The following is a 22,278-nucleotide window of genomic DNA, read 5'->3' on the forward strand; positions in this document are numbered from 1 at the left end:
CGAAAGGAATGGGATGAAACAGGTGGGCACCTTAGCAATCTCCTGTCTGTGATTCCAGAGCGGCAACGCCCTCGGCCCCACCCCGCCCGGCGTAGCCCAGCCATGCGCAAACCAAAAGGCCCATTCGGGCGGGGTTCCAACCGGGGCGGACTCGTGGCACAAGGCGGGAACCCGATCCTTTGCAGGCCGCTCCGCAACATGACACACGCTTCCGCCGTCTCCTCCGCCCTGGACCGGTTGGCGCGCGCGCCCTGGTGGACCCTGTGTCTGGGATTGGGCGTGCTCATGGCCGCGTCGGTTTTGACGGTTGGGTTCCGATTGCCCTACTGGGTTCATGCGGATCAGGATTTGGTGCTGGCCTACCATGGCCTGCTGTTTGCCGATGGTCTGCCGCAGGAGTATTTCGACCATCCCGGCTACGTCTATTTCCTGGTGATCGATGGCTGGTATCGGCTGTTGCACGCGCTTGGCCTGCTGCCGGTCGCCAACCTGTCGGCGTTGCCCCCCATCGCCGATGCGACGGCCAACGCAGCGGCATGGCAATCCTTGATCGAAGCCGGGCGGGCGCTGTCCATCGCGTTGACCGCCCTGTTCGCCGTGACCTACGCCAGTCTGGTGCGTGCGTTGGTCGGGGATCGGCGCATCGCCCTGTTGGCCGGGCTGCTCTTGGCCTTTGGCGTCGGGTTGACCGCGCAGGGACGGCAGATGCGCACCGATCTGCTGTCGGCGGGGTTTGTCGTCACCGCCCTGCTGCTGGTGCTGGTGGCGGTCCGTCAGCCGTCCAACCGCAGCGGGCGGGCGCTTCTTGGGTTGGGATTGGCCGGGCTGCTGGTCGGTTTGGCGATGGCGACCAAGGTGCAGGCGGTGTTTCTGGCGCTGGGGTTGCCGGTCGCGGCGCTGCTGTTTGGGCGTCGATCCGAGACGGCTTACGGAGGTGACGGGGGGTGGTCACGCACGGGGCTGTTGATGGCGGCGGCAGCGGTGGCGGCGGTCCCGGCCGTTCATCTGATCGCGCAGGGCATCGCCGATTGGGGACAGGCGGTTTACCCCTACAAACCGGTCGGCGCGGGGTTGAGCGGGCGCTATCAGGGGGTGGTCGCCGGGTGGGTGGCGTTGGGTGTCCTGCTGCATGGCTGGGTCTGGCGGGTGCCGCTGCGCCGGACGCTGGCAGCCCTGGCGGCGGTGGTTCTGGGGGTGGCGTTGGGGCTGCTGGTTCTGGAAATCCGTTATCACCAGCAGAACGCCATCGCCGTTGCGAATTTCATCGAGCACATGTTTGTCTTCACCTCCTGGCGGCACGCCAGTGCCTTGCAGGAGCAAGGGCAGGTGGTGGGCGAGGGGCTGCTGGCCCTGTTGGCCAACGGCATCGGGAGGACGCTGGCGATCCGTACGATTGTCCTGCACCCCGACAACATCCCGCAAACCATCGTGGTCGAGTGGTTCGCCCTGGTGGGGGCGGCGTTTCTCTGGCGGCGGGGCGAGCGGCTGGTGGCGATTCAGGCGCTGTTCCTGCTGCTGACCGCCTGGGGGTTGGAATCGCTGTTCTCGTTGCGGGGTTTCCAGCGGGCCTACGCCGCCTACACCGATCCCCTCGCGATCCTGTCCGCCGCCTGGGTGTTGGCGCGGATGCCCGGATTGCTGGACTCCCCACGGGCACGGCGCTGGATTCTCGGCACCGTGGCATTGGTCATCGTTGCCGGACACATCTGGCCAATCCGGGAAACGCGCAAGCTCCCCAATCCGACCAGCCACTGCGAATGGATTCCCACCTACATGCCGCGCGTTGAGCCTTTCCCCTTCTGCCGCTGAACCGGCGAGGGACCGTCAGGCGCGGGCCTGATTGATGGCGTCCATCACCCCGGCGCAATCCATGGCGTCGAACTCCGGGCGGTGATGAACGATGACGCGCGGACCAGAGCTGTGGATCGGGTTCGACGCGTCGGAAAAGACGGCGACGGTCGGACAACCGACGGCGGCGATCAGGTGGGTCGGGCCGGTGTCGTTGCCGACCGCTGCCCAGGCCCGCCGCGCCAAACCACCCAACTCCGGCACGCTGGTCTTGTCGGTCAGGTCAACGGTTTGCGGGCAGAGGTCGGCGATGGCGCGCGCGATGTCGGCCTCAATCGCCGTGCCGATCACGACCGGCGTCACCCCCCGCTGAACCAGCGCGTTGGCGACCTCGGCATAGCGCCGCATCGGCCACCGCTTGTCCGGCCGTCCGGAAGAGGAGCCGGGGACCAGCAGAGCGAAGGGGGTGGGGATGGCAAAACGCCCGATGTCGGCGTCCAGCCAACGCAAATCCGGGGCCTCCTCCAGCACGATGCCAAAAGGGGCGAGCTGCCGCGTGTAGCGTTGCAGCACAGACACCTTGCGCCGCCCATCGTAACGGTCGCTGTGTGAGGCACCTTTGGCCGTGCCCGACCATTCCGGCCAGGGACCGGGGAAAAACAGCCGATGGTAAAGGTCGGTGCGGGTTTGCGCCTGCAAATCATACACCCGGTCAAACCGCCCGGCCCGCAGCGTGCGGCGGATGGCCAGATAGGCCGACAGCGACCGTTCGCGAGGGTCCTCCAGAACCTCATCAAACAGGCCGCTCATCCGGGCCAGCGGTGCCAGCGATGGAATGGTCAGCAGGGTGAGGTGATCCCCGGCGTGATGGCGGCGGATCGCGGCGAAGCTGGTCTGGGCGAGGAAGAAGTCGCCAAACGCCCCGAGCTTGATGACGAGGATCCGTCGGGGCGCGACGGGATTGAAGGCAGGGGTGCCGTTCATCGGTTGTCCGCCGGAATCCGGGCCGCCAAACGCAGCGTCAACCCGGCGGCCAGAAAACTGGCCATCCACCAGGGTTGCCACACGCCATAGGCGGTGCTGATCATCGCCAGGCTGGTCGCGAACAGCGCCAGAGCAAAGGGTTGGTCGCCCGGCTCCATCCGCTTGACACCGTTGAGCAGCAATAGGGCCAACGCCAGCGCCAAACCGGCCCCTATGCCACCCAGTTCCAGCCAGACCTGGAGAAAGGCGTTGTGGGGGTGAAGCGGCAGCAAGCTGTCGGTGATGGGGGAGAAGCGCGACACCTCGCCATGCGGCGGCAACGCCCGTGACGCGTCGATGCCTTGGCCCAGCAGCGGCGTGTCGAGCGCACGGGTGGCGGCCATGCCCCAAATTTCGATGCGGTGCTGGGCCGACGTGAAGAGCCAGGGCGCTCGTGTCAGATCCAACCCACGGTCAAACAGCAGAACCAGCGGCAGCACAGCGACAAAGGCCACCACAAGCACGCCCCCCATCAGCCGCCGCGCGATCACCCCCGACCAACGGGCCAACCCGTAAACGGCTAACCCGATGCCAATTCCAAGCGTTGCCGAACGGCTGGTCAAGGGCAGGCAGAACGCGGCATACCCGACCGGCAGCGCCAGCGCCCAGTTGCCTCGGCTCAGCAGCCGGTCGATCACCAGAGCTGCGGGCCAGACCAGCAGGCAGAGCAGGGCGGAACTCCGCTTGGGAACGTTGGTGTAAAGGATGATCGCGGCCTCTTCCGCCGTGCTGCCGTTCCACCAGCGATAGATTGGAAAATTCAGCAGGATCTCGCTGCCGAACACCGCAACGCCCACCAGAAGGCCGATCAGGAACAGGCGGGCCAGCCGCAGCGCCTCGACACCGGGCAGTTGCGACACCCAAGCCCCACCAAGCAGCGCACCAAGGGCAATGTAACCCAGCTCGGCCACGGTGGGAACGGATCGGGGTGACGGACTCCACAAGGTGGACACCAGCGCCAGAACCAGAAAGGCCACGACCAGAACCGCTGGAACCGCAGCCCGCGCGACACGTCCCAACGCCTGCCGCCGGATCAAACCGGCCAACGCAACCACGGCGGTGAGAATGGCCCAGACCGGCAAACCACGCGGTGCCAAGGCGGCCAAGGGGCCAAGGGCCACCGCGATGAACCCGCTGGCCGCCCACAACAGGCGCTCGGGCACGCCATCGGGGGCGGTGTGACGCGACAAAGGGATGGCCATGGACACACGAGCGGGCTGTGGCGGCGGATCGGTCGCGACTTAACAGAACTCCTGCGGAGAAAGCAACCGGCCCAGAGTCATGGGGTTGGCGACCAACCGCAGGCGGTCAGGGCCGCGACCATATGCGCCGGTGGGGAAGCGACCACCGCGACCGCCGGGTGTTGATGGGCCAACTGGAACGCCAACGAGCGGGCGAGAAGGTGCAGATTGCCGAAGGGCAAACGCTCCGGTCCATAAAACGGCTCCCCCACCAATGGGCAACCGATGGCCGCGCAGTGCACGCGGAGCTGGTGGGTCCGACCGGTGCGCGGCGACAGTTCCAGCCATGACCGGCCATTCTGCGCGTCGACACCCAGCACGCGGTAGTCCGTTATGGCCGTTTGACCTTCCGGATCCGTCTGAATGGTCCAGCGGCCGGGTTCGATCACCTTGCGCAGCGGCAGGTCGATCACGCCCTCGGTGTGGTCCGGCACCCCATCGGCCACCGCCCAATAGGTCTTTCTCACATGGCCGGCGGCGAACATCGCGCCCAAGCGCTTCAGCGCCCACGGTGTCCTGCCCAGGATCAGGCAACCCGCCGTGTCGCGGTCCAGCCGGTGCGCGAGTTTTGGTGCGTCGCCGTTGGCGTCCGCCAAAGCGGGGAGATAAAGTTCCAGATGATCGACAATCTTTCCGGCCTTGTGCACCGCCAGCCCGGCGGGCTTGTCGATCACGCAGAGCCAAGCATCATCATACAGCACGCGGGCGCGCAGCGAGTCGGGGGTCAAGGTGGGCATCATCGCCGCACCATGGCGGCAGGCGGTCGTCCGCGCAACCCCACAGCCGATGAAACGCGTGCAATGACGAAGGGTGTCACGGTGTCGCGGCGTGACCGGACGCTGGAATAATCGCGCGTGACCTGTGTTTGTGGTGTCATGGTGGTGGTCACGCTGGTCTTTGGAAGGTTTGTTGCGCCTGATGCCAAGGCGTGGCAGAAAGCCGACAGAGCGGCGGCGCTGGCACCAAGCTGGTCGAAATCCGATCTGTGAAGAAACTGTTTCAACGATAAGAGAAGCTCAATGCGTAAACCCGTGCGCAAGGTGGTGTTTCCCGTCGCTGGTCTGGGCACGCGCTTCCTGCCCGCCACCAAGGCGATCCCTAAGGAAATGCTGCCTCTGGTGGACCGTCCGTTGTTGCAGCACGCCGTGGAAGAGGCGCGGGCGGCTGGCATCGAGGATTTCGTGTTCGTCACCGGCCGGTCCAAGCGCGCCATCGAAGACCATTTCGACGCCGACACCGAACTGAACCGCACCCTGGAAGAGCGTGGCAAGGCCGACGCCCTGGAAGAGGTGCGCGCCAGCGAAATCGCGCCGGGCCGCTGCTTTTACACCCGCCAGCAGGTTCCGTTGGGTCTTGGTCACGCCGTGTGGTGCGCCCGCGCGGTCATCGGCAATGATCCCTTCGCCATCGTGCTGCCCGACGATTTCGTCCAGGGCAACACCCCCTGCCTGAAGCAGATGGTCGAGGCCTATGACGAGGTCGGCGGCAACGTGGTCGCCGTGGTCGATGTTCCGCGCGAACACACCAGCCGCTACGGCATTCTCGATGTTGAGAGGGACGATGGTCGTCTGGCCACCGTGCGCGGCTTGGTCGAAAAACCCAAGCCCGAAGACGCGCCTTCCACCCTGTCGATCATTGGTCGCTACATTCTCCAGCCCGAGATTTTCGAGCATCTGGAGTTGCAGCAGCGTGGAGCGGGCAACGAAATCCAATTGACCGACGCCATGGCCAAGCTGATCGGCAACCAGCCCTTCCACGGGTTGCGGTTCGAAGGCACGCGCTTTGACTGCGGCGACAAGGTTGGCTTCATCGAGGCGACCGTTGCCTACGCGCTCAAGCGGCCCGACATGGCCGACAAGGTGCGCGAGATGCTGCGGAAATATTGCTGATCCTGCGAGAAGAGTGGACAGATGCACCCGCCGCCGTTTCTGAACCGAACGGCGGTGGGCGTCTGTGTTTGGGCGATGCTCCAAACCCGCCCTCAGGGCGACCGACTGATGGTTGAGACAAGAGGCACACGATGCGCATCGCAATGATCGGAACGGGTTATGTCGGCCTCGTGTCCGGCGCCTGTTTTTCGGAATTCGGCGTTCATGTCACCTGCGTCGACAAGGACGCCGACAAGATCGACCGTCTGAAGCGTGGCGAAATTCCGATCTATGAACCGGGCTTGGACGATCTGGTGGCGCGCAACGTCGCGGCGGGCCGCCTGTCCTTCACCCTGGATCTGAAGGAAGCGATGCAAGGCGTTGATGCTGTGTTCATCGCCGTGGGCACGCCGTCGCGCCGGGGCGATGGGCACGCCGATCTCTCTTATGTCTATGGCGCGGCGGAAGAGATCGCGCGCAACCTCGACCACTACACCGTGATCGTGACCAAATCGACCGTGCCGGTCGGCACCGGGCGCGAGGTTGAGGCGATCATCCGCAAAACCGCGCCGAAGGCTGAGTTCGACATCGCGTCCAACCCGGAGTTCCTGCGCGAAGGGTCGGCCATCGGCGATTTCATGCGGCCCGACCGTGTGGTGATCGGGGCCACCTCCGACCGCGCGGCGGACGTGATGCGGCGGCTCTACCGTCCGCTCTACCTGATCGAAACGCCCATCGTCGTCACCTCGCTGGAAACGGCGGAGTTGACGAAGTACGCGGCGAACACCTTCCTGGCCGCCAAGATCACCTTCATCAACGAAATCGCCGACCTGTGCGAAAAGGTCGGGGCCAACGTCCATGACGTGGCGCGCGGGATCGGGCTGGACGGGCGGATCGGCAAGAAGTTTCTCCACCCCGGCCCCGGCTATGGCGGGTCCTGCTTTCCCAAGGACACGCTGGCCCTGGTCCGCACCGCCCAACAGGTGGGCAGCCCGTTGCGCATCATCGAAACGGTCGTGGACATCAACGACAAGCGCAAGAAGCAGATGGCTCAGCGCATCATCGCCGCCTGCGGCGGGGATGTGACCGGCAAGACCATCGCCGTCCTGGGGGTGGCCTTCAAGCCCAACACCGACGACATGCGCGACAGCCCATCGCTCGACATCGTCCCGGCCCTTCTGGCCGCCGGGGCATCCGTGCGCGCCTACGATCCGGCGGCGATGCATGAGGCGGAAAAACTGCTGCCCGGAGTGGCCTGGGCGAAAGACGCCTACGCCGCCATCGACGGGGCCGACTGCGTGGCCATCCTGACGGAATGGAACGAGTTCCGCGCGCTGGACCTCCGCCGCATCAAGGCATTGCTCAAGTCTCCGGTCATGGTGGACCTGCGCAACATTTACAACCCCGCCGACATGGCTCAGGCTGGCTTCGTCTACAGCTCCATCGGTCGCCCCGATGGATCGGCCGAAAAGCCCACCGGCTCCTCGGCCCAGTCCACGCTTTGAACGACAGCGCCCTACGGAGGAAAAACAACATGAGCGCCGCCCATATTTTCCATCCCACCGTGCTGCGTGAATACGACATTCGCGGCATCGTCGGCTCGACCCTGAACCCCGCCGACGCGTTGGCCGTGGGCCGCTCTTTCGGCACCGTGGTCGTGCGCAAGGGTGGCAAGACCGTTTGCGTCGGTTACGACGGCCGTCTCTCCTCGCCCACGCTGGAAGAGGCGCTGGTTGAAGGATTGATGTCCACCGGCCTGCATGTGCTGCGCATCGGCCTCGGCCCGACGCCGATGCTGTATTTCGCCACCCGTGACCGCGAAGCGGCGGCCGGCATCATGATCACCGGCTCCCACAACCCGCCCGACTACAACGGCATCAAAATGATGCTGGGCAAGGGACCGGTCTATGGCCAGCAGATCCAGGAACTGGGCGCGCTCGCCGCCGCCGCCGATTGGGAGGTTGGGGAAGGCTCCTCCGAACAGATCGACGTGCAGGACGAGTATGTCGCCCGCCTGTTGAAGGATTACGACGGTCTGCGTGACCTGACCGTCGCCTGGGACGCGGGCAACGGGGCCAGCGGCGAGATCCTGCGCCGCATGACCGCCAAGCTGCCGGGCAAGCACATCCTGCTGTTCGATGACATCGACGGCACTTTCCCCAACCACCACCCCGATCCGACGGTGGAAAAGAACCTTGTCGATTTGAAAAAGGCGGTGGCGGAGCACGGTTGCGATCTGGGCATCGGCTTTGACGGTGATGGCGACCGCATCGGGGCCATCGATCATCTGGGCCGCGTGGTGTGGGGCGACCAGCTCGTCGCGCTCTACGCCGCCGAGGTGCTGAAGAGCCATCCGGGTGCCACCATCATCGCCGACGTCAAGGCCAGCCAGGCCCTGTTCGACGAGATCGCCAAGCATGGCGGCGTGCCGCTGATGTGGAAGACCGGCCATTCGCTGTTGAAGGCGAAGATGGCGGAAACAGGATCGCCGTTGGCCGGTGAGATGTCAGGCCACATCTTCTTTGCCGACAAATGGTATGGCTTTGACGACGCGCTCTATTGCGGCATCCGTCTGGTCGGGCTGGTCAGCAAGGGCGGCACCACGCTGGCCGCGCTGCGCGATGGCCTGCCCGACATGCTGAACACGCCGGAAACCCGCTTCCAGACCAGCGAAGAGCGCAAGTTCGCGGTGGTGGAGGAGGTCAAGGGCCGGTTGACGGCGGCAGGAGCCAACGTCAACGACATCGACGGCGTCCGCGTCACCACCCCCGATGGCTGGTGGTTGCTGCGCGCGTCCAACACCCAGGACGTGCTGGTCGCCCGCGCCGAAGCCTTCAGTGAAGAGGGCTTGGAACGTCTGAAGGCCGCGCTGATCGAACAGCTTCTGGCTTCGGGCATCGAAGCCCCGTCCTTCGATGGCGGCGGAACGGCGCACTGACGCGGCGTTGCGAACCGACGCTGATCCCGGTGCCTGCATGAAAAAAGCCCGCGTCCGCTTCGGACGCGGGTCTTTTGTTCGTGCGCGACGAGCGGGTCTTCGATCCCCCGGTGGCGTTACGGGCGATGCAGGCGGGCCAGCAGCGCCGGGTTGTCCCAGGTGGGTTGCCGGTCTTCGATCACCACGCGGTGGGGCATGGGATCGTCCCGCTCGACCGTCACCTCGACCCACCGCGGCACAAGCTCGTTGTTCAGATCGTCGAGGATGGCGACCGCCAAAGCCTCCGGGCTGGACAGGCCGTCGAATGGATGCCCCAGATAGGCGGCGAAGCCGGATGCCTCCAGGATCAGGCGATCCGGGACCATGCGGATGAGCAAGCGCGATCCGGGCAATGGCTCGCCGCGCAACTCCACCAGAAAATCATGACGGCTGTCCGGGGATGGGGCCGTCGCCAGCGCCTCCCGTCTCACGCCGACACCCCCAGCGCGCCGCGCCCGGCGCGCGTCAGCTTGACCCAGCTCTTCGCCCCGGATTGGAAGGACAGGCCGCCGGTGTAGCCCACGGCGCGGACGCTGTCGGCGAAGACCTGGATCAGTTGCACCTTGAGGTCTGGTTGCAGGGCGGTGTGGCTGCGCAGGATCAGATCGAAGTGGTTGGGGCGGACCAGCCCGTCCAACTGCATCGGCCCCAGGCGGCTCATCTCCAGATCTATGAGGAAACGGCTGCCCGGTTTGGTCTTGTCCTTGCCTTCGGCCTTCTCGTCATCGCCCTTGAGGGGGTGGACGTAGACCTGGATCGGCTTGACCCCAGAGCTGTCCAGCATCGGCAGGGTGAAGGGCCGCCAATCGCCGGGCAAAGGATCGGCGGCGTTCTGCTTCAGACTCTCAAACTCCTTGTCCAACTGGGCAAGAAGATCACGGCGGCCAGACCGCTCCAGCGCCTGTGCCGCGTCTTCCCCCAACCAAGCACGCGCGCCCCCGCCCTGGATCGCCGCCATGAAGAAGCTCAGCGCGGCGGTCAGCTTGCGGTTGGGCTGGGGCATCGTCGTCTGCAAGGAGCGGGCAAGCGCAGGGTCACTGTTCATCAGCGCGGCCATCACCTGACGCATGGCGGGCCAATCGCGCTCCGTCATCGGGGCCAAGGGATCACCACCCGGTGGGGCCAGCGCCTGACCGGCTTGAGCGCGGTCGGTCAAGGCGGCGGTGACGGTCGTGCCCTGCGGCAGGCTGGCCGGAACGTTCAGCGCCAGCATGCCCTGCTTGGTGGCGAGAATCGGTTGCCCTTGCGGCGTGGAACCGGCGACCGTCCCATGCAGGACCTGGGTGTCCGGGGCTGAATCACCAGGATCGGCCGTTCCCTGACCACCATGGAGCGAGGATTGACCGGACTGCCGCCCGTCAAACGGCGATTCCTGCGGGTTGGTTCCTTGTGAGTGGGGCAGGGTCACGGTCAGAATTTTCAGCGCCACGGTGGCACCGCGCGGCAGGTCTGGGGCTTCCGAACGGGACTCGGCAGGCGGTGGTTTCAACGTCGGTGTTTCCGCCCCCGGATGAGCGGCGTCACCGCCCAACTCGACCGGGGTGTCGAACAGGGGAGTGGATGACGTCGGCGATGAAGCCGATGCCGCTCCCCCTGGGGCTGCCGGAGCCGCGCCATTGGGGGGCGCCGAGGAGCCTCCGACCGTTGTGGCAGCGCTTCCTCCCGTCATGGCTGAGGTGGCTGTGGTTGGTGTGGTGGCTGCCGGGGCCGGGGTTGGCCTGGACGTTGCCGCCGCCAACACAAGCGCCGGAACCACCGTTCCCGCCGTCAACAGCGGCAGGGCCGGAACCGATACGGTCGCTGTCGGGGGTGGCACCAGCACAGCGGGCGTTGCACCGTTGCCGGTTGCCGCCGTTGCTGAGCCGCCGGTTGTGGCGGTTGTCGTGGTCGCTTGCAGAAGGATGAGGGCGGTGGGTTTGGCCGCTTGGCCGACCGCGCTGCCCGGAGTGATTTGCAGCGTGACGGGCTTGTCCACAGGCAGCGGTGTCGGGCTGTCAAGCACCACCTCTCCGGCAGCGGTGCGCACGCGGGTCAACCCGTCCGGGGTTTCTCCGGCCACAGTGCCGGTCAACACCACCGGGCGGGCGATGTCCTGCAGCCGCTCCGGCAGTTTGGCGACCGAAGCCTCGGCCACCGGCGTCTGCGCGGCGGTGGAGGAGGAGGTCCCCGCCGTGGCAGCCGCCGATGACGGCGACGATGGGATCGCCCCGCCCATCGCTCCGGTTACGTCGGTGAACTGGCGAGAAGCCGCTGAACGATGGCTTCCACATCGCGGGCGGCATCACTGCTCGGCGACCGGGTCAGCAGCGGTGTCTGGTTGCGGATGGCGTCGCGCACCTTCAGATCGCGGCGAATGATCCCGGCCAACGCCGGTTTGTATTTCAGGAAGTTTTGGCAGGCCTTCAGAATCGTCCCATAGGTCCGCTCCCCATCCTTCACGCTCTGCGCCATGTTGACGACGATGCGCAGATCCGCCGACGGATTGGTCGTGTGGGTCAGCTTGATGAAGGCGTAGGCATCGGTCAACGAGGTCGGCTCGTCGGTCGTCACCACCAGGGTGACACCGGCCGGACCGGACAGGGTGCGGACGGTGCGATCCACCCCAGCCCCCATATCCATCACCACGCGGTCGTAATCCTTGGCCAGTTCCAACAAATCGTTGCGCAGGCTGGACAGGCGCTGACTGGGCAACTGGGCCAAGGTGCCGGACCCGGATCGACCGGCGATGATGTCAAAACCGGTGTCGGCAAAGCGCTGCGCCGCCTTGGCCAGCGTGACCTCGCCGTTGATGACAGCGCCCAGATCATTCTTTGGCGAGAATCCAAGCTGGATGTCCACGTTGGCGAGACCAAGATCGCCGTCGAACAGCAACGTGTTGAGGCCCGCGCGGGTCAGGGCGTGGCTGAGCGTGATGGAAAACCACGTCTTGCCGACACCGCCCTTTCCACTGGCCACGGCGATGACGTTGACGCCGCGCAGGGGGCGAACGTTCTTGAGAGCGGCAGCGGCCGGGAACACCGGATCGTTCATGGCAGAGTCCTCGACGCAGGCGAACTGACAGCTTTGGCCTTGGTTGCGGGCTTGGTGGGGCGTACGGCGGGCTTGGTGCGGGAGACCGGTTGCGGCTCCCGCTCCTCCGCCTCCGCCGGTTCGGCGGGGGGAATGATCATGCGGGCGAGCGCCATCGGGTTGAGCGAGGTCAACCCCTCCGCCACCTTGGACGACACGCTGGCGTCGCAGAAGGACAAGCGCGCCCGATGGGCGATGGCCAGCAGGCTGCCCAAACGGCGGGCGATGTCCAGACGCGTCACCAGCAGACGGCGCACGCCCACTGATTTGAAGGCCAACGCCATGTCCGACGCTTCCAGCGCGTCCAGACCGGCGGGCAGGACCAGAACAGGCTCAACCTCGCCCGCCGACAGCAGCGCGCGCAGATCGTCCATGTCCTCTTCCGAAAACGGGTTGCGCCCGGCGGTGTCCACCAGAACGAGGTCGGTCTTGCTGTGAACGGCGTAGGCCCCGGTCAGCGCATCGGGATCCTCGACCGTCGCCAGCTTCAGCTTCATCAGGCGGGTGAAGGCGGCGAGCTGATCCACGCCACCGGCCCGCACCGTGTCGGTGGTGATGACGCCAACCGACCGCTTGCGGAACACCGCCCGGGCGGCGAGCTTCGCCGCCACCAGCGTCTTGCCGCTGCCGGGTGGCCCCACCAGAACCAAGGGCTTCACCGCCGTTCGGCCATCAGGCAAAGGGTTGAAGCTGTACATGGAATCGATGGCGGATCCCAGCGCCAGACAGGGATCGTCGGTGTCCAGGTTCGACGCGGCGTCGATCAACTGTTCGGCCAGGGCGGCGGGCACGCCGTGACGGTGCAGGGCGTCGGCAACCGCCTCGCCCACATCAATTTCGGGTTCAACCGGCTTGGCCGGTTTGCTGGGTTGGCGGCTTCGCGATTCCTGCGCAACCGGCAGATCGTCTTCCTCGACAGCGGCGGTCACGCGGACCCCGCCGCCTTCCTCCTCGCGCGTGGCCACGATGATGGCGTCGTCGCCCAGCGACTGGCGCACCATCCGCATGGCCTCGGACATGGTTTTCGCGTGGAAGGACTTCAGCCGCATCGGCGGAGCCTTCGATCAGGCGGAGGAAGAGCGGGTCGCACCATGTCAGATCTGCCCCAGGGTCTTGATCCGCGCCTTGGGGTGAATCTCGTTCTGCGACATGACCACGGTCGTCGGCCGGAACCGCTCGACGATCGAGCGGACGAAGGGCCGAATGAGCGGGCTGGTCAGAAGAACGGGGCTTTCGCCCATCATGGCGTGTCGCTCGAAAGTTTGACGGACGGAGGTGATGAACTGCTGCAGGCGGGAGGGAGCCATCGTCAACTGCCGGTCGTCGCCATCACCCACCAGCGACTCCGCGAACGCCTGCTCCCATTCGGGCGACAGGGTGACGAGGGGAATGAAACCCATCTCGTTCGTGTTCGTGTCGCAGATCTGCCGGGCCAGGCGCGAACGCACATGCTCCGTGATCTGGGTGATGCTGCGCGTCTGACTGGCCGCTTCGGACACTCCTTCCAGGATGGTGGGAAGATCCCGGATCGAGACGCGTTCGGCAAGGAGATTCTGCAACACCCGTTGCAATCCGCCCACAGTGATCTGATTCGGCACCACATCAGCGATCAGCTTCTGGTGTTCCTTGTCGGTTTCGTCCAGCAGCTTCTGCGTTTCGGTGAAGGACAACAGCTCCGGCATGTTGTCCTTGATGAGTTCGGTCAGGTGAGTCGTCACCACCGTGGAGGGATCGACGACGGTGTAGCCCTTGAACAGCGCCTCTTCGCGATAGCCGGGTTCGATCCAGATCGCGGGCAGGCCGAAGGTTGGCTCCACCGTGGTTTCGCCGGGCAGGCTCATCGCGTCGCCGCGCGGATCCATGACCAGCAGCATGGTCGGGCGGATGTCGCCGCGCCCGGCCTCGATCTCCTTGATGCGGATGACGTAGCTGTTGGGCGGCAATTGCAGATTGTCCTGAATGCGGACGGCCGGCATGACGAAACCGACCTCGCCCGCAATCTGCCGCCGCAAGCCCTTGATCTGATCGGTCAGCCGATGGCTGCCCGCTTGAGGCTGGTTGATGAGCGACAGCAAACCATAGCCCAACTCAAGCCGGATGAGGTCGATGGCCAGCGCGGTGGCGATCGGTTCGTCGGCCATCTGCGCGCCGCCCGGCCCCAAACCGCCGCTGGCCGAACTCGCCGCCGCCGCTTCCTCCGCCGCGCGCTCGGCCTCTTCCGCCTCCTTTTTGGCCCGCAGCTTGGGCAGGTAATACGCCGCACCGCCAACCAGGGCGATGATGGGCACGAAGGTCAGCATCGGCATGCCGGGCAGCAGCGCCAAAACCAGGATTGCGCCCGCCGACAGGGCGAGCGCGGAGCTGTGGCCGGTCAACTGGCCGACCACCGCCTTGTCGGTCGATCCGCCGGCACCGGCCTTCGACACCAGGAAGCCCGAGGAAATCGAGATGACCAGCGCCGGGATCTGCGAGACCAGACCGTCGCCGATGGTCAGCTTGGTGAAGGTGTCCAGCGCCTCCATCACCGGCATGCCGTGGCGGATGACCGCGATGGACACGCCGCCGATGATGTTGATGAACATGATCATCAAACCGGCGACGGCGTCGCCCTTCACGAACTTGGACGCGCCATCCATGGAGCCGAAGAAGGCGCTTTCGTCCTCCAACTCCTTGCGGCGGGCGCGGGCGGTGGCCTCGTCGATCATGCCCGCCGACAGATCGGCGTCGATGGCCATCTGCTTGCCGGGCATGGCGTCCAAGGTGAAACGCGCCGCCACTTCGGCGATGCGGCCCGAACCGGCGGTGATGACCTTGAAGTTCACAATCGTCAAAATGCCGTAGACGATCACACCGATGATGAAGTCGCCCGCCATCACGAAATTGGCGAACGCCTCGATCACATGCCCTGCTGCCGCCGTGCCCTCATGCCCATGCGTCAGGATGAGACGGGTCGACGCCATGTTCAGCGACAGCCGCAGCAGCGTCGTGATCAGCAGAATGGTGGGGTAGGAGGACAGATCCAGTGGCCGGGTGATGAACAGCGTCACCATCAGGATCAGGATCGACACGGTGACGCTGATTCCCAGCATCATGTCGAGCAGGATCGACGGCAACGGCATGATCAGGCCAATGACGATCATCATGATGCCCATGGCCATGATGACGTCGCCACGCTTCAACGAGGCCTTGGCAACCTGGAACATTTCGCCGAACGCAGCCATGTTCCCGGATCCACCGGGACCGCCGGATCCACCGGGGTTGTGTTCGGTCAAGGCCATGCTCTAACTCCGCCCTTCAGCCGGTGGACCAGGAACCGGTCACGCCGTCGCCCGCTCGTCGTTGCCCGGAGCCGGAACGGCGCGCCCTTCATCCCCATACTGCTTGAGCTTGTTGCGCAAGGTGCGGATGGAGATCCCCAGGATGTTGGCAGCGTGGGTGCGGTTGCCAAGACAATGGGTGAGCGTTTCCAGAATCAGATCGCGCTCGACATCGGCAACGGTCCGCCCGATCAACGCCTGAAGCGTGGAGTTTCCGTTGCCGTAGCCCGGTCCCTTTGCCCCTTTCGGCCCATAACTGGTTGGCAGCGCCGCCGGCGGAGCAACCACAAGCGGCTGCGTCGGTTGCGCCGGGGCGGCCGGAGCCGTTGGAGCGCTCGCGACCGGAACCGTACCACCCGGCCCGGCAAAGGGGTTGGCCACCGGCGAGTTGGCCGGGATCGACGCCTGTGCGCTGCCTTCCGGGGCCAGCATCTGGCTGGTCAGCATGATCGCTTCCGGTCCGACCTCCTCCCCGCGTGACAGCAGGACGGCGCGGTGCATGGTGTTTTCCAGCTCGCGCACGTTGCCACGCCAATGGTGGGCCTTCAGCATCAGCAGCGCGTCTTCGGTCAGGCGCTTGTCGCCCAGTCCATTGGCCTCGGCGTATTTCTTCAGGAAATGTTCGGCGATCAGAGGGATGTCGGCCGGGCGTTCGCGCAGCGACGGGATGGCGACCGAGAAGACGTTCAGGCGGAAATACAAATCCTCGCGGAAATTCCCGGCCCGGACCTCCGCTTCCAGATTGCGGTTGGAGGTGGCGATCAGGCGGACGTTGACCTTGACCGGCTGCGAGGAGCCGATGCGGTCGATTTCCTTTTCCTGGATGGCGCGCAGCAATTTGGCCTGGAGACGCGGGTGCATCTCCGACAATTCGTCGAGCAGCAGGGTCCCGCCGTTGGCTTCCTCGAATTTACCCAGACGCCGGGCGACGGCCCCGGTGAAGGCCCCCTTCTCGTGGCCGAACAGTTCCGATTCCAGCAGATTTTCCGGAATGGCGGCGCAATTGACCGCGACGAACGGCTCGTTCGACCGGCGGCTCTTGCGGTGGATGTAGCGGGCCATCAGCTCCTTGCCGGTCCCGCTTTCGCCCGTGACCATCACCGACGCGTCGCTGGGGGCGACCTGATCGGCCAGGCGCAGAGTCGCCATCATCGCCGGGTCGGAGCAGACGATGGAATGGCTTTCCTCGGCCACCGCCTCCAGCACCGCCGCGATCAGCTCGGCGTTGGGGGGGAGCGGCAGATACTCCTTGGCCCCGGCGCGGATCGCGCGCACGGCGGCGGCGGCGTCCGTGCCGATGCCGCAGGCCACCACCGGGATGGTGATCCGCTCGGCCTTCAGGCTGTCGATGAAGGCGGCGATGTCCAGCTTGACGTCGATCATCACCAGATCGGCACCGGTGGCCGACCGCAAGGCGTTCAACGCCCCTTCGATGCTGTCGGTGTGCGACACCTTGGCCCCGCGCTTCATGGCGATCTTGCCAGCGGCGGTGATGTAGCCTTCCAACGTTCCAACGATCAGCAGACGCATGGCGTTACGCTCCCACTCTCGGGGCTTCCCGGTCGAAATACTGGATCCGCTTTCCAGGCGGCAGGACGGCGTTCAGAAGCATTTCCAGACGCCGGGGGTTTTCCTGGCGCGCGATGGAAACGGCGCCGATGGTGTACAGGGTCTTGACCAGCGCGTCATCCTCCGCCGCGCGCTCGACCTTCGCGGCGAGCGGGGCGAGAACGACGTTGCCCAGAACCGCTCCGTAAAAGGTGGTCAGCAGCGCCAGCGCCATGGCCGGACCGATGGCCGAGGGGTCGTTCAGGCTTCCCAGCATCTGAACCAGACCGACCAGCGTGCCGATCAGGCCCATCGCCGGAGCGACTTCCGAGGCGCGGCGCAGCACACCGGCGCTTTTGCCAAACCCACCGGCGGAAGCGTCCACCTCGCCGGTCAGCATCCGTTCCATCACATCGGGAGGCAGCCCTTCTGTGATGAGAGTCACACTGCGATGAAGAAAGGGTTCGGCGCGCAGTTCCGGCAGCACATTCTTCAGGGTTTCCGGCCCGGCCCGCCGCGCGGCTTCCGCCAGCAACAGCACCTGCCGCGCCACCCCCTTGGGATCAAGCGTGTGATGGATCAGCACGGCGGCAGCGTTCTTCCACGCCACGGCCACGTCACCCAACGAAAAGGAGGCTGTCGTCACCGCCAGCGTTCCGCCCAGCACGATCATCAGGGAGGGGGGATCAACGAACGCCCGCAGAGAGCCGCCCGACATGATCGCCACCAGAATGACCGCCGCCGCCGCCGCCAAACCGACCAGGGTCGCCACGTCGAAACCGCCGCGCAAGCGGACGCTGCGGGCCGGAGCCGCTGGCATGGGAGCTGAAGCGACAGGAACCGCCCGCACGGGATCAGGCCGAACACTCTCGCGCGCCGTCTCCGGCGCGCGCGGTTCCGCCTTGGGCGGCGGCTTGGCGCGCGGGGTTGGGGCGGTGTCGGAACTGTTGGTCATCAGCCACGATCCGACTTGATGATTTCTGTCATGGTCACGCCCAACCGGTCTTCCACCACCACCACTTCGCCACGGGCAACGAGACGGTTGTTGACGTAGATGTCGATGGCCTCACCAACCTTGCGGTCCAGTTCCACCACCGCCCCACGCCCCAGCTTCAGCAACTGGGCCACCTGCATGGTCGATTTCCCCAGCACAGCCGAGATCTGAACCGGGATGTCGTAGACAGCCTCCAGATCCTTGGCTACGCCGGAGCCGTATTCCTCGGCATCGCCGCCGCCCATGTCATTCAGCGAAAAATTGTCGCTCGGCATGTCGTCCGACCTCCTTGTTCCCGATCCCCGTTAGACGGGGGCCGGTGCCTCCAGCAGGCGTTCGGCGCAGCGTTCGATCTCCGCCATCAGTTTGGCGGTGTCGCGCTCCACACCCCCTTCGGCCCATTCGATGCGGCAGCCGCCCGGGGCGACCGTTGGATCGCCGATCACCATCAGCTTGGCTCCGAACCCTCGCGCGCCCACCGTTTGGTCCAGATGGTCGCGGATCAGGTCAATGGTGTCCTCGGCCACACGGATGATGAGGCGCGGCTCGTCGATCAGGTCAGTGAGGCAGGCGCGTACCATGCCCTCCACCTCCACCATACCGCCACGCCGCGCCCATTCGGGCATCAGCTTGCGCACGATGGCGAATGTCAGATGCACCGGCTGGTCGGCTCGCGCGGCGTTGGTCCCATCGCGTTCGGCCAGCAGATGCGCCACACCGTTGCTCAACTGGTCGAGCGCGTTTGCGATGCGGGCGTTGACGGTGGCCTCGATCTCCGCCTTCCCGCGTTCGTAGCCTGCGGTCTGCCCGGCAACCATGCCTTCGCCAAACCCCTTGCCGTATCCGGCCGACGTGCCCTCCGACTTCCCTTCGGCGAATCCCTCCGCCTTGCCTTCGGCAAAGGCTTGATTGCGCACGGCCTCCAATTCGGCCTCGCTGAAGGTCGGTGCGGGTGGTGGTGGCGGTTCCTCCGGCGCGACGGACAATTCGGGTTCCGGTAGATACTCGTCGTCATCAACATGGGACATGCGGTGGACCGCATCCACGTCAAAGGACTCGTCGAAGAGGAACTTGCGAACGCTCATGTCCGCACCATTCCGATATCAGGATGAACGCGGGTCATCGCTCAGCTCTCCTGATACAGCCAGTTGCGCAGGATCGAGACGGCTTCTTCCGGATGTTTGTCAACGATCTCACCAACCTTGCGCAGCGAGGAGGCGCGGACGCGGCCTTCCACCCGGTTGATGTCGATCATCTGCTCCAGTTCTTCGTCGGCTTGGGCGGCCTCCAACGCCAGATCCTGAGCCAAGGCTCCGGTCGGAGCGGCCAGCGCCGCCGGCATGCCGGTCTGGTCGGACAGCAGGCGGTCCATCTCGTCGTCCTCCTGCATGTCGGCCCGTTCAAAGGCGCGGGAGATCAACGGACGGATGACCAACAGAATGATGAGCACAGCGACGATGCCCAACACCACCATCTCAGCGATGCGGAACACATCATCCTTGCCCAACCCCATGAAGAGGTCTTCCGGCTTCTGCATGTCGTCTTCCGGCGACCAGAAGCGCATGTTGATGACCTCCAGCGTGTCGCCGCGCACGGCGTCCAGGCCAACAGCCGACCGGACCAGCGCCTTGATGCTCTCAATCTCCTGCTCGCTGCGCGGCTGATAGGCGGGCGGGTTGTCCTTCGACAGCTGATAGGTGCCATCGACCAGGACCGCGACCGACAACCGGCGAACCTGGCCGCTCTCCCGAACATGGGACTTGGAGGTCTTGGAGATCTCGTAGTTGATGGTTTCTTCAGCGCGCCTGGATTTGTTCGACGAGAGCGGGCCGTTGGTGTTGCCCGATTGCGCTGTTGGCAAGTTCTGATCCACCGTGACCGGTGCCAACGGATCGCGGTCGCTGCTCTCGTTCGATTCATTGACCGTCTGGGTGGAGCGGACGACCTGACTTTCCGGATCGAAGATGTCCGACTGGGTGGTGATGCGGTCGAAATCCAAGTCCGCCGAGACCTCGGCACGAACCTTGCCATAGCCCAGCGTGCGGCCCAGCAAATCCTCGACCGTACGGGCCAACCGGTTTTCGTAAGCCTGCTTCTTCTCGTCCGCGTTCGCCATCATGGCGTCGGCGGTGTCGTTGCCGGTCCCGCGCGCCAGCAGTTTCCCCTTGTCGTCCACAATCGAGATGCGGCTGGGATCGAGATTGGGAACCGACGCGGCGATCAATTGCTGAATCGCCTGGATGTTCTCGCGCGACAACTGGGCACCGGGGCGCAGTTTCAAAAAGACACTGGCGGTGGCCGGGTTCTGCTGACGGGCAAACAGCTCACGTTTGGGCAGCACCAGATGAACGCGGGCCTGCTGGACGCCGTTCAAGGTCTGCACCGTGCGCGCCATCTCACCTTCCAGCGCGCGCAAGTGGTTGATGTTCTGCATGAAGCTGGTTGCGCCAAAGCCTTCGGACTTGTCGAACAGCTCATAGCCAACCGATCCACCCGACGGCAGCCCTTGCGCCGCCATTTTCATGCGCACCGGGCCAACCTGATCGGCCGGAACGGTGATGCGGGTCCCGGTTTTGTCCACCGTGAACGGAATCTTGGACGCTTCCAAGCTTTTCGCGATGGCCGCCGCCTCGTTGGGTTGAAGTTCGGCGTACAGCAACTCCATTTCCGGCGTGGAGAGGCGCGTCGTCAGGTAGACGAAGAAGCCGATCAGCAGCAAGCCAACGCCGCCGATCGCCGCAAGACGAGCCGGGCCAAGGTTGCGCAAGGTCTGGATCAGATTGTTCACGCGCCATCCCCACTTGGAGTCCGTCCGGGCATCCTCACTCCATCCATCTGTTTCGCGTTCGCAACAAGGATGTCTGCAAGTTCCGCGCCGATCCGAGGAATCACCTTAGCATGCTGGGGCGTCTTGATGAACAGAGGGTTAATGAGGCGGCATATTTTGCCGGGTGATCGGCAAAATATGCCTAGCGGTGTGGTGGCTTTTGCCGGATGCAGGGGCAGGGATACCACTCCGCCTGCTTCCTTCGGTTGATCAAAATTTGATAAAATAACCAATCAAGACGCGTATGCTTATTGGCTAAGTATTGGACCGATTGTCTCTGACTGACGGAGTAAATTCATCCGCTGAGGTTGACAATTGACCTTGATTGTCTTAGGTGGGTTAAAAATCATGCCCGTGATCCGACGAATCAATCTCCGGTATCAGTCGCTCTCGATCTGGACGCGGTTGGCTTGTCTTTTTCAGGATGGGCGTCTGTCAAATCATCCGAGGGGACTGCTATGAAAAGACGTGGACGCGAAAAAAAGGAAGGCCTGAACGACGTCGACGTTTTTGTCGGGCAGCGCTTGCGTGAGTTGAGAATGCTGGCGGGATTGAGCCAAAGTGACGTTGCGTCGGCCCTTGGCCTGACGTTCCAACAGCTTCAGAAGTATGAACGTGGCTTCAACCGGGTGTCGTCCAGCCGACTCTTCAAGCTTGGACAGTTCTTCAAGGTCCCTGTGTCGGTCTTTTTTGATGGCCTGGAAGGCCGCACGAACACCGGGGATGGCGAGGGCGGCGCGCAGCGCTCAACCGAGACCGAGACAACCTTGGGATCACGCGAAGCGCTGATGCTGGCGCGTTATTTCCAAAGCATCCCCGACCCGCTCATCCGTGCGGCAATCCTGGAGTTGGCGGAGCGGTGCTCCGGCCAAATCGGTGGCGATGCTTTGCCGACCGAATCGCTCGCGGATCAAACCGATGTCGGATTGCTCGGCGTTGGAGGAACCAACCCTGGCGGGGTTGTGTAACCGGTGCCTCGCCTGATCTGAGTCACGAGCCGCTCCAACTCCGCCAGAAACCTCTGGGCGGCCTGTTGGGGCGGCCATGGCTCCCACGCGGTGCAACCATATCGCGCGACCAGGGGGTCGACAGCACGCGGTTTGAACGGAATCTTCAAGGTCCTGCGCACTTCCTCCGGCGTCCAACCGACAACATGCACCGCTTCGCTGGCTGCAGCGATTCGATCCGCGCGCTTGTGTGCTTTTTTGTCCTCCACCGTCCAAGCTGGCAGGGCGTAACGACGAAAAACCGCTTCTTCGAGTCGCGCTGACAACGCCCTGAACCCTTCCCCCAGAAATGGTTTGAGGACGCTGATGCAGTCGAATCCCAGCAACCCTTCCTCGGCATCGTGCAGCAGTTCTCTCAACTCGCTGCGTGGGTCCAGGCCCGTGGGGGAGGCGTTGCGACGCAGCAACATCACAGTGATCGAGTGTTGGGCAACCGACAAGGGCAAGGGCCAGACAGAGTGACCGCCCCACCGGTATGTACGGGCAAGGCCCAAGGCAAGGTCGCCGTCATCCCAATCGAACGGCGTCGGGTTCAGCAGGTCCAAACGTCGCCCCGAAGGCATTCGAACCCAGGCGCGTGCCTTTGATGTCATCTGATTGGATCACTCCTCTGACCGTT

Annotated in this window: 19 protein-coding genes; 5 read left to right on the forward strand and 14 right to left on the reverse strand. The window is 64.8% G+C overall.

Annotation, left to right across the window (positions count from 1 at the left end):
- The first annotated feature begins 198 nt into the window (after positions 1-198).
- Complete coding sequence (locus tag EJ903_RS06020) at positions 199-1,809, forward strand: glycosyltransferase family 39 protein (RefSeq protein ID WP_126613121.1); 1,611 nt, start codon at positions 199-201, stop codon at positions 1,807-1,809.
- Positions 1,810-1,824: 15 nt separating this feature from the next.
- Here the strand turns inward: EJ903_RS06020 and EJ903_RS06025 are convergent, their stop codons facing one another.
- From EJ903_RS06025 to EJ903_RS06035, 3 genes are all read right to left on the reverse strand, one after another.
- The gene (locus EJ903_RS06025) at positions 1,825-2,772 is read right to left on the reverse strand and encodes a glycosyltransferase family 9 protein (protein WP_126613123.1); all 948 of its coding nucleotides are present in this window, start codon (positions 2,770-2,772) and stop codon (positions 1,825-1,827) included.
- A complete protein-coding gene (locus tag EJ903_RS06030) occupies positions 2,769-4,013 on the reverse strand; it encodes an O-antigen ligase family protein (protein ID WP_126613131.1) in 1,245 nt (414 codons plus the stop codon). The genes EJ903_RS06025 and EJ903_RS06030 overlap by 4 nt, the downstream gene beginning before the upstream one ends.
- 77 nt (positions 4,014-4,090) lie before the next feature.
- The gene (locus tag EJ903_RS06035) at positions 4,091-4,792 is read right to left on the reverse strand and encodes an RluA family pseudouridine synthase (protein WP_126613133.1); all 702 of its coding nucleotides are present in this window, start codon (positions 4,790-4,792) and stop codon (positions 4,091-4,093) included.
- 279 nt (positions 4,793-5,071) lie between these two features.
- Here EJ903_RS06035 and galU point away from each other — a divergent pair, with 279 nt between their 5' ends.
- The 3 genes from galU (at position 5,072) to pgmG (ending at position 8,858) form a co-directional block, all read left to right on the forward strand.
- On the forward strand, positions 5,072-5,941 hold the full coding sequence (gene galU / locus EJ903_RS06040) for a UTP--glucose-1-phosphate uridylyltransferase GalU (RefSeq protein WP_126613135.1): 870 nt from the start codon (positions 5,072-5,074) through the stop codon (positions 5,939-5,941).
- Positions 5,942-6,072: 131 nt separating this feature from the next.
- A complete protein-coding gene (locus tag EJ903_RS06045; protein WP_126613137.1) occupies positions 6,073-7,425 on the forward strand; it encodes a UDP-glucose dehydrogenase family protein in 1,353 nt (450 codons plus the stop codon).
- Positions 7,426-7,454: 29 nt separating this feature from the next.
- On the forward strand, positions 7,455-8,858 hold the full coding sequence (gene pgmG / locus EJ903_RS06050) for a phosphoglucomutase/phosphomannomutase PgmG (protein ID WP_126613139.1): 1,404 nt from the start codon (positions 7,455-7,457) through the stop codon (positions 8,856-8,858).
- 116 nt (positions 8,859-8,974) lie between these two features.
- On the opposite strand, the gene EJ903_RS06055 is transcribed toward pgmG, so the two are convergent.
- From EJ903_RS06055 to fliF, 10 genes are all read right to left on the reverse strand, one after another.
- Positions 8,975-9,328, reverse strand: a complete 354-nt coding sequence (locus EJ903_RS06055) for a hypothetical protein (protein WP_126613140.1) — start codon at positions 9,326-9,328, stop codon at positions 8,975-8,977.
- Positions 9,325-11,112, reverse strand: coding sequence for a hypothetical protein (locus tag EJ903_RS06060; protein WP_126613142.1), 1,788 nt, complete (start codon positions 11,110-11,112; stop codon positions 9,325-9,327). The genes EJ903_RS06055 and EJ903_RS06060 overlap by 4 nt, the downstream gene beginning before the upstream one ends.
- Positions 11,113-11,120: 8 nt before the next feature.
- Positions 11,121-11,927 (reverse strand): MinD/ParA family protein, encoded by an 807-nt coding sequence (locus EJ903_RS06065; protein WP_126613144.1) that lies wholly within the window; start codon positions 11,925-11,927, stop codon positions 11,121-11,123.
- A complete protein-coding gene (locus EJ903_RS06070; RefSeq protein WP_126613146.1) occupies positions 11,924-13,015 on the reverse strand; it encodes a flagellar biosynthesis protein FlhF in 1,092 nt (363 codons plus the stop codon). The genes EJ903_RS06065 and EJ903_RS06070 overlap by 4 nt, the downstream gene beginning before the upstream one ends.
- 45 nt (positions 13,016-13,060) lie before the next feature.
- Positions 13,061-15,244, reverse strand: a complete 2,184-nt coding sequence (gene flhA / locus EJ903_RS06075) for a flagellar biosynthesis protein FlhA (protein WP_174237255.1) — start codon at positions 15,242-15,244, stop codon at positions 13,061-13,063.
- Between the two features lie 39 nt (positions 15,245-15,283).
- Entirely contained in the window at positions 15,284-16,813 is a 1,530-nt protein-coding gene (locus EJ903_RS06080; protein WP_126613150.1) for a sigma-54-dependent transcriptional regulator, read from the reverse strand.
- Between the two features lie 4 nt (positions 16,814-16,817).
- Positions 16,818-17,651 carry a motility protein A gene (locus EJ903_RS06085; protein ID WP_126613500.1) on the reverse strand — a complete coding sequence of 278 codons (834 nt, stop codon included), beginning with the start codon at positions 17,649-17,651 and terminating at the stop codon, positions 16,818-16,820.
- A gap of 134 nt (positions 17,652-17,785) precedes the next feature.
- The gene (fliN, locus tag EJ903_RS06090; protein WP_126613152.1) at positions 17,786-18,100 is read right to left on the reverse strand and encodes a flagellar motor switch protein FliN; all 315 of its coding nucleotides are present in this window, start codon (positions 18,098-18,100) and stop codon (positions 17,786-17,788) included.
- Between the two features lie 30 nt (positions 18,101-18,130).
- Complete coding sequence (locus EJ903_RS06095; RefSeq protein WP_126613154.1) at positions 18,131-18,910, reverse strand: FliH/SctL family protein; 780 nt, start codon at positions 18,908-18,910, stop codon at positions 18,131-18,133.
- Between the two features lie 41 nt (positions 18,911-18,951).
- Positions 18,952-20,613: a flagellar basal-body MS-ring/collar protein FliF gene (fliF, locus tag EJ903_RS06100; protein WP_126613156.1), complete on the reverse strand. Its 1,662-nt coding sequence runs from the start codon at positions 20,611-20,613 to the stop codon at positions 18,952-18,954.
- A 497-nt stretch (positions 20,614-21,110) separates the two neighbouring features.
- Between fliF and EJ903_RS06105 the strand changes: the two genes are divergently transcribed.
- The gene (locus tag EJ903_RS06105) at positions 21,111-21,620 is read left to right on the forward strand and encodes a helix-turn-helix domain-containing protein (RefSeq protein WP_126613158.1); all 510 of its coding nucleotides are present in this window, start codon (positions 21,111-21,113) and stop codon (positions 21,618-21,620) included.
- Here the strand turns inward: EJ903_RS06105 and EJ903_RS06110 are convergent.
- Positions 21,563-22,204 carry a hypothetical protein gene (locus EJ903_RS06110; RefSeq protein WP_210211387.1) on the reverse strand — a complete coding sequence of 214 codons (642 nt, stop codon included), beginning with the start codon at positions 22,202-22,204 and terminating at the stop codon, positions 21,563-21,565. The two genes, EJ903_RS06105 and EJ903_RS06110, sit on opposite strands and share 58 nt — an antisense overlap.
- Between the last annotated feature and the right edge of the window lie 74 nt (positions 22,205-22,278).

It is taken from the genome of Azospirillum griseum (assembly GCF_003966125.1).
Lineage (GTDB): Bacteria > Pseudomonadota > Alphaproteobacteria > Azospirillales > Azospirillaceae > Azospirillum > Azospirillum griseum.

What these genes read in the sequence shown, in the direction of transcription:
- EJ903_RS06060 (WP_126613142.1), bottom strand. Translation starts at nt 11,112, where the DNA reads ATGGGCGGGGCGATCCCATCGTCGCCGTCATCGGCGGCTGCCACGGCG.
- galU (WP_126613135.1), top strand. Translation starts at nt 5,072, where the DNA reads ATGCGTAAACCCGTGCGCAAGGTGGTGTTTCCCGTCGCTGGTCTGGGC.
- EJ903_RS06045 (WP_126613137.1), top strand. Translation starts at nt 6,073, where the DNA reads ATGCGCATCGCAATGATCGGAACGGGTTATGTCGGCCTCGTGTCCGGC.
- flhA (WP_174237255.1), bottom strand. Translation starts at nt 15,244, where the DNA reads ATGGCCTTGACCGAACACAACCCCGGTGGATCCGGCGGTCCCGGTGGA.
- EJ903_RS06105 (WP_126613158.1), top strand. Translation starts at nt 21,111, where the DNA reads ATGAAAAGACGTGGACGCGAAAAAAAGGAAGGCCTGAACGACGTCGAC.
- EJ903_RS06025 (WP_126613123.1), bottom strand. Translation starts at nt 2,772, where the DNA reads ATGAACGGCACCCCTGCCTTCAATCCCGTCGCGCCCCGACGGATCCTC.
- EJ903_RS06030 (WP_126613131.1), bottom strand. Translation starts at nt 4,013, where the DNA reads ATGGCCATCCCTTTGTCGCGTCACACCGCCCCCGATGGCGTGCCCGAG.
- EJ903_RS06085 (WP_126613500.1), bottom strand. Translation starts at nt 17,651, where the DNA reads ATGCCAGCGGCTCCGGCCCGCAGCGTCCGCTTGCGCGGCGGTTTCGAC.
- EJ903_RS06095 (WP_126613154.1), bottom strand. Translation starts at nt 18,910, where the DNA reads ATGAGCGTTCGCAAGTTCCTCTTCGACGAGTCCTTTGACGTGGATGCG.
- EJ903_RS06080 (WP_126613150.1), bottom strand. Translation starts at nt 16,813, where the DNA reads ATGCGTCTGCTGATCGTTGGAACGTTGGAAGGCTACATCACCGCCGCT.
- EJ903_RS06035 (WP_126613133.1), bottom strand. Translation starts at nt 4,792, where the DNA reads ATGATGCCCACCTTGACCCCCGACTCGCTGCGCGCCCGCGTGCTGTAT.
- fliN (WP_126613152.1), bottom strand. Translation starts at nt 18,100, where the DNA reads ATGCCGAGCGACAATTTTTCGCTGAATGACATGGGCGGCGGCGATGCC.
- pgmG (WP_126613139.1), top strand. Translation starts at nt 7,455, where the DNA reads ATGAGCGCCGCCCATATTTTCCATCCCACCGTGCTGCGTGAATACGAC.
- EJ903_RS06070 (WP_126613146.1), bottom strand. Translation starts at nt 13,015, where the DNA reads ATGCGGCTGAAGTCCTTCCACGCGAAAACCATGTCCGAGGCCATGCGG.
- EJ903_RS06020 (WP_126613121.1), top strand. Translation starts at nt 199, where the DNA reads ATGACACACGCTTCCGCCGTCTCCTCCGCCCTGGACCGGTTGGCGCGC.
- EJ903_RS06065 (WP_126613144.1), bottom strand. Translation starts at nt 11,927, where the DNA reads ATGAACGATCCGGTGTTCCCGGCCGCTGCCGCTCTCAAGAACGTTCGC.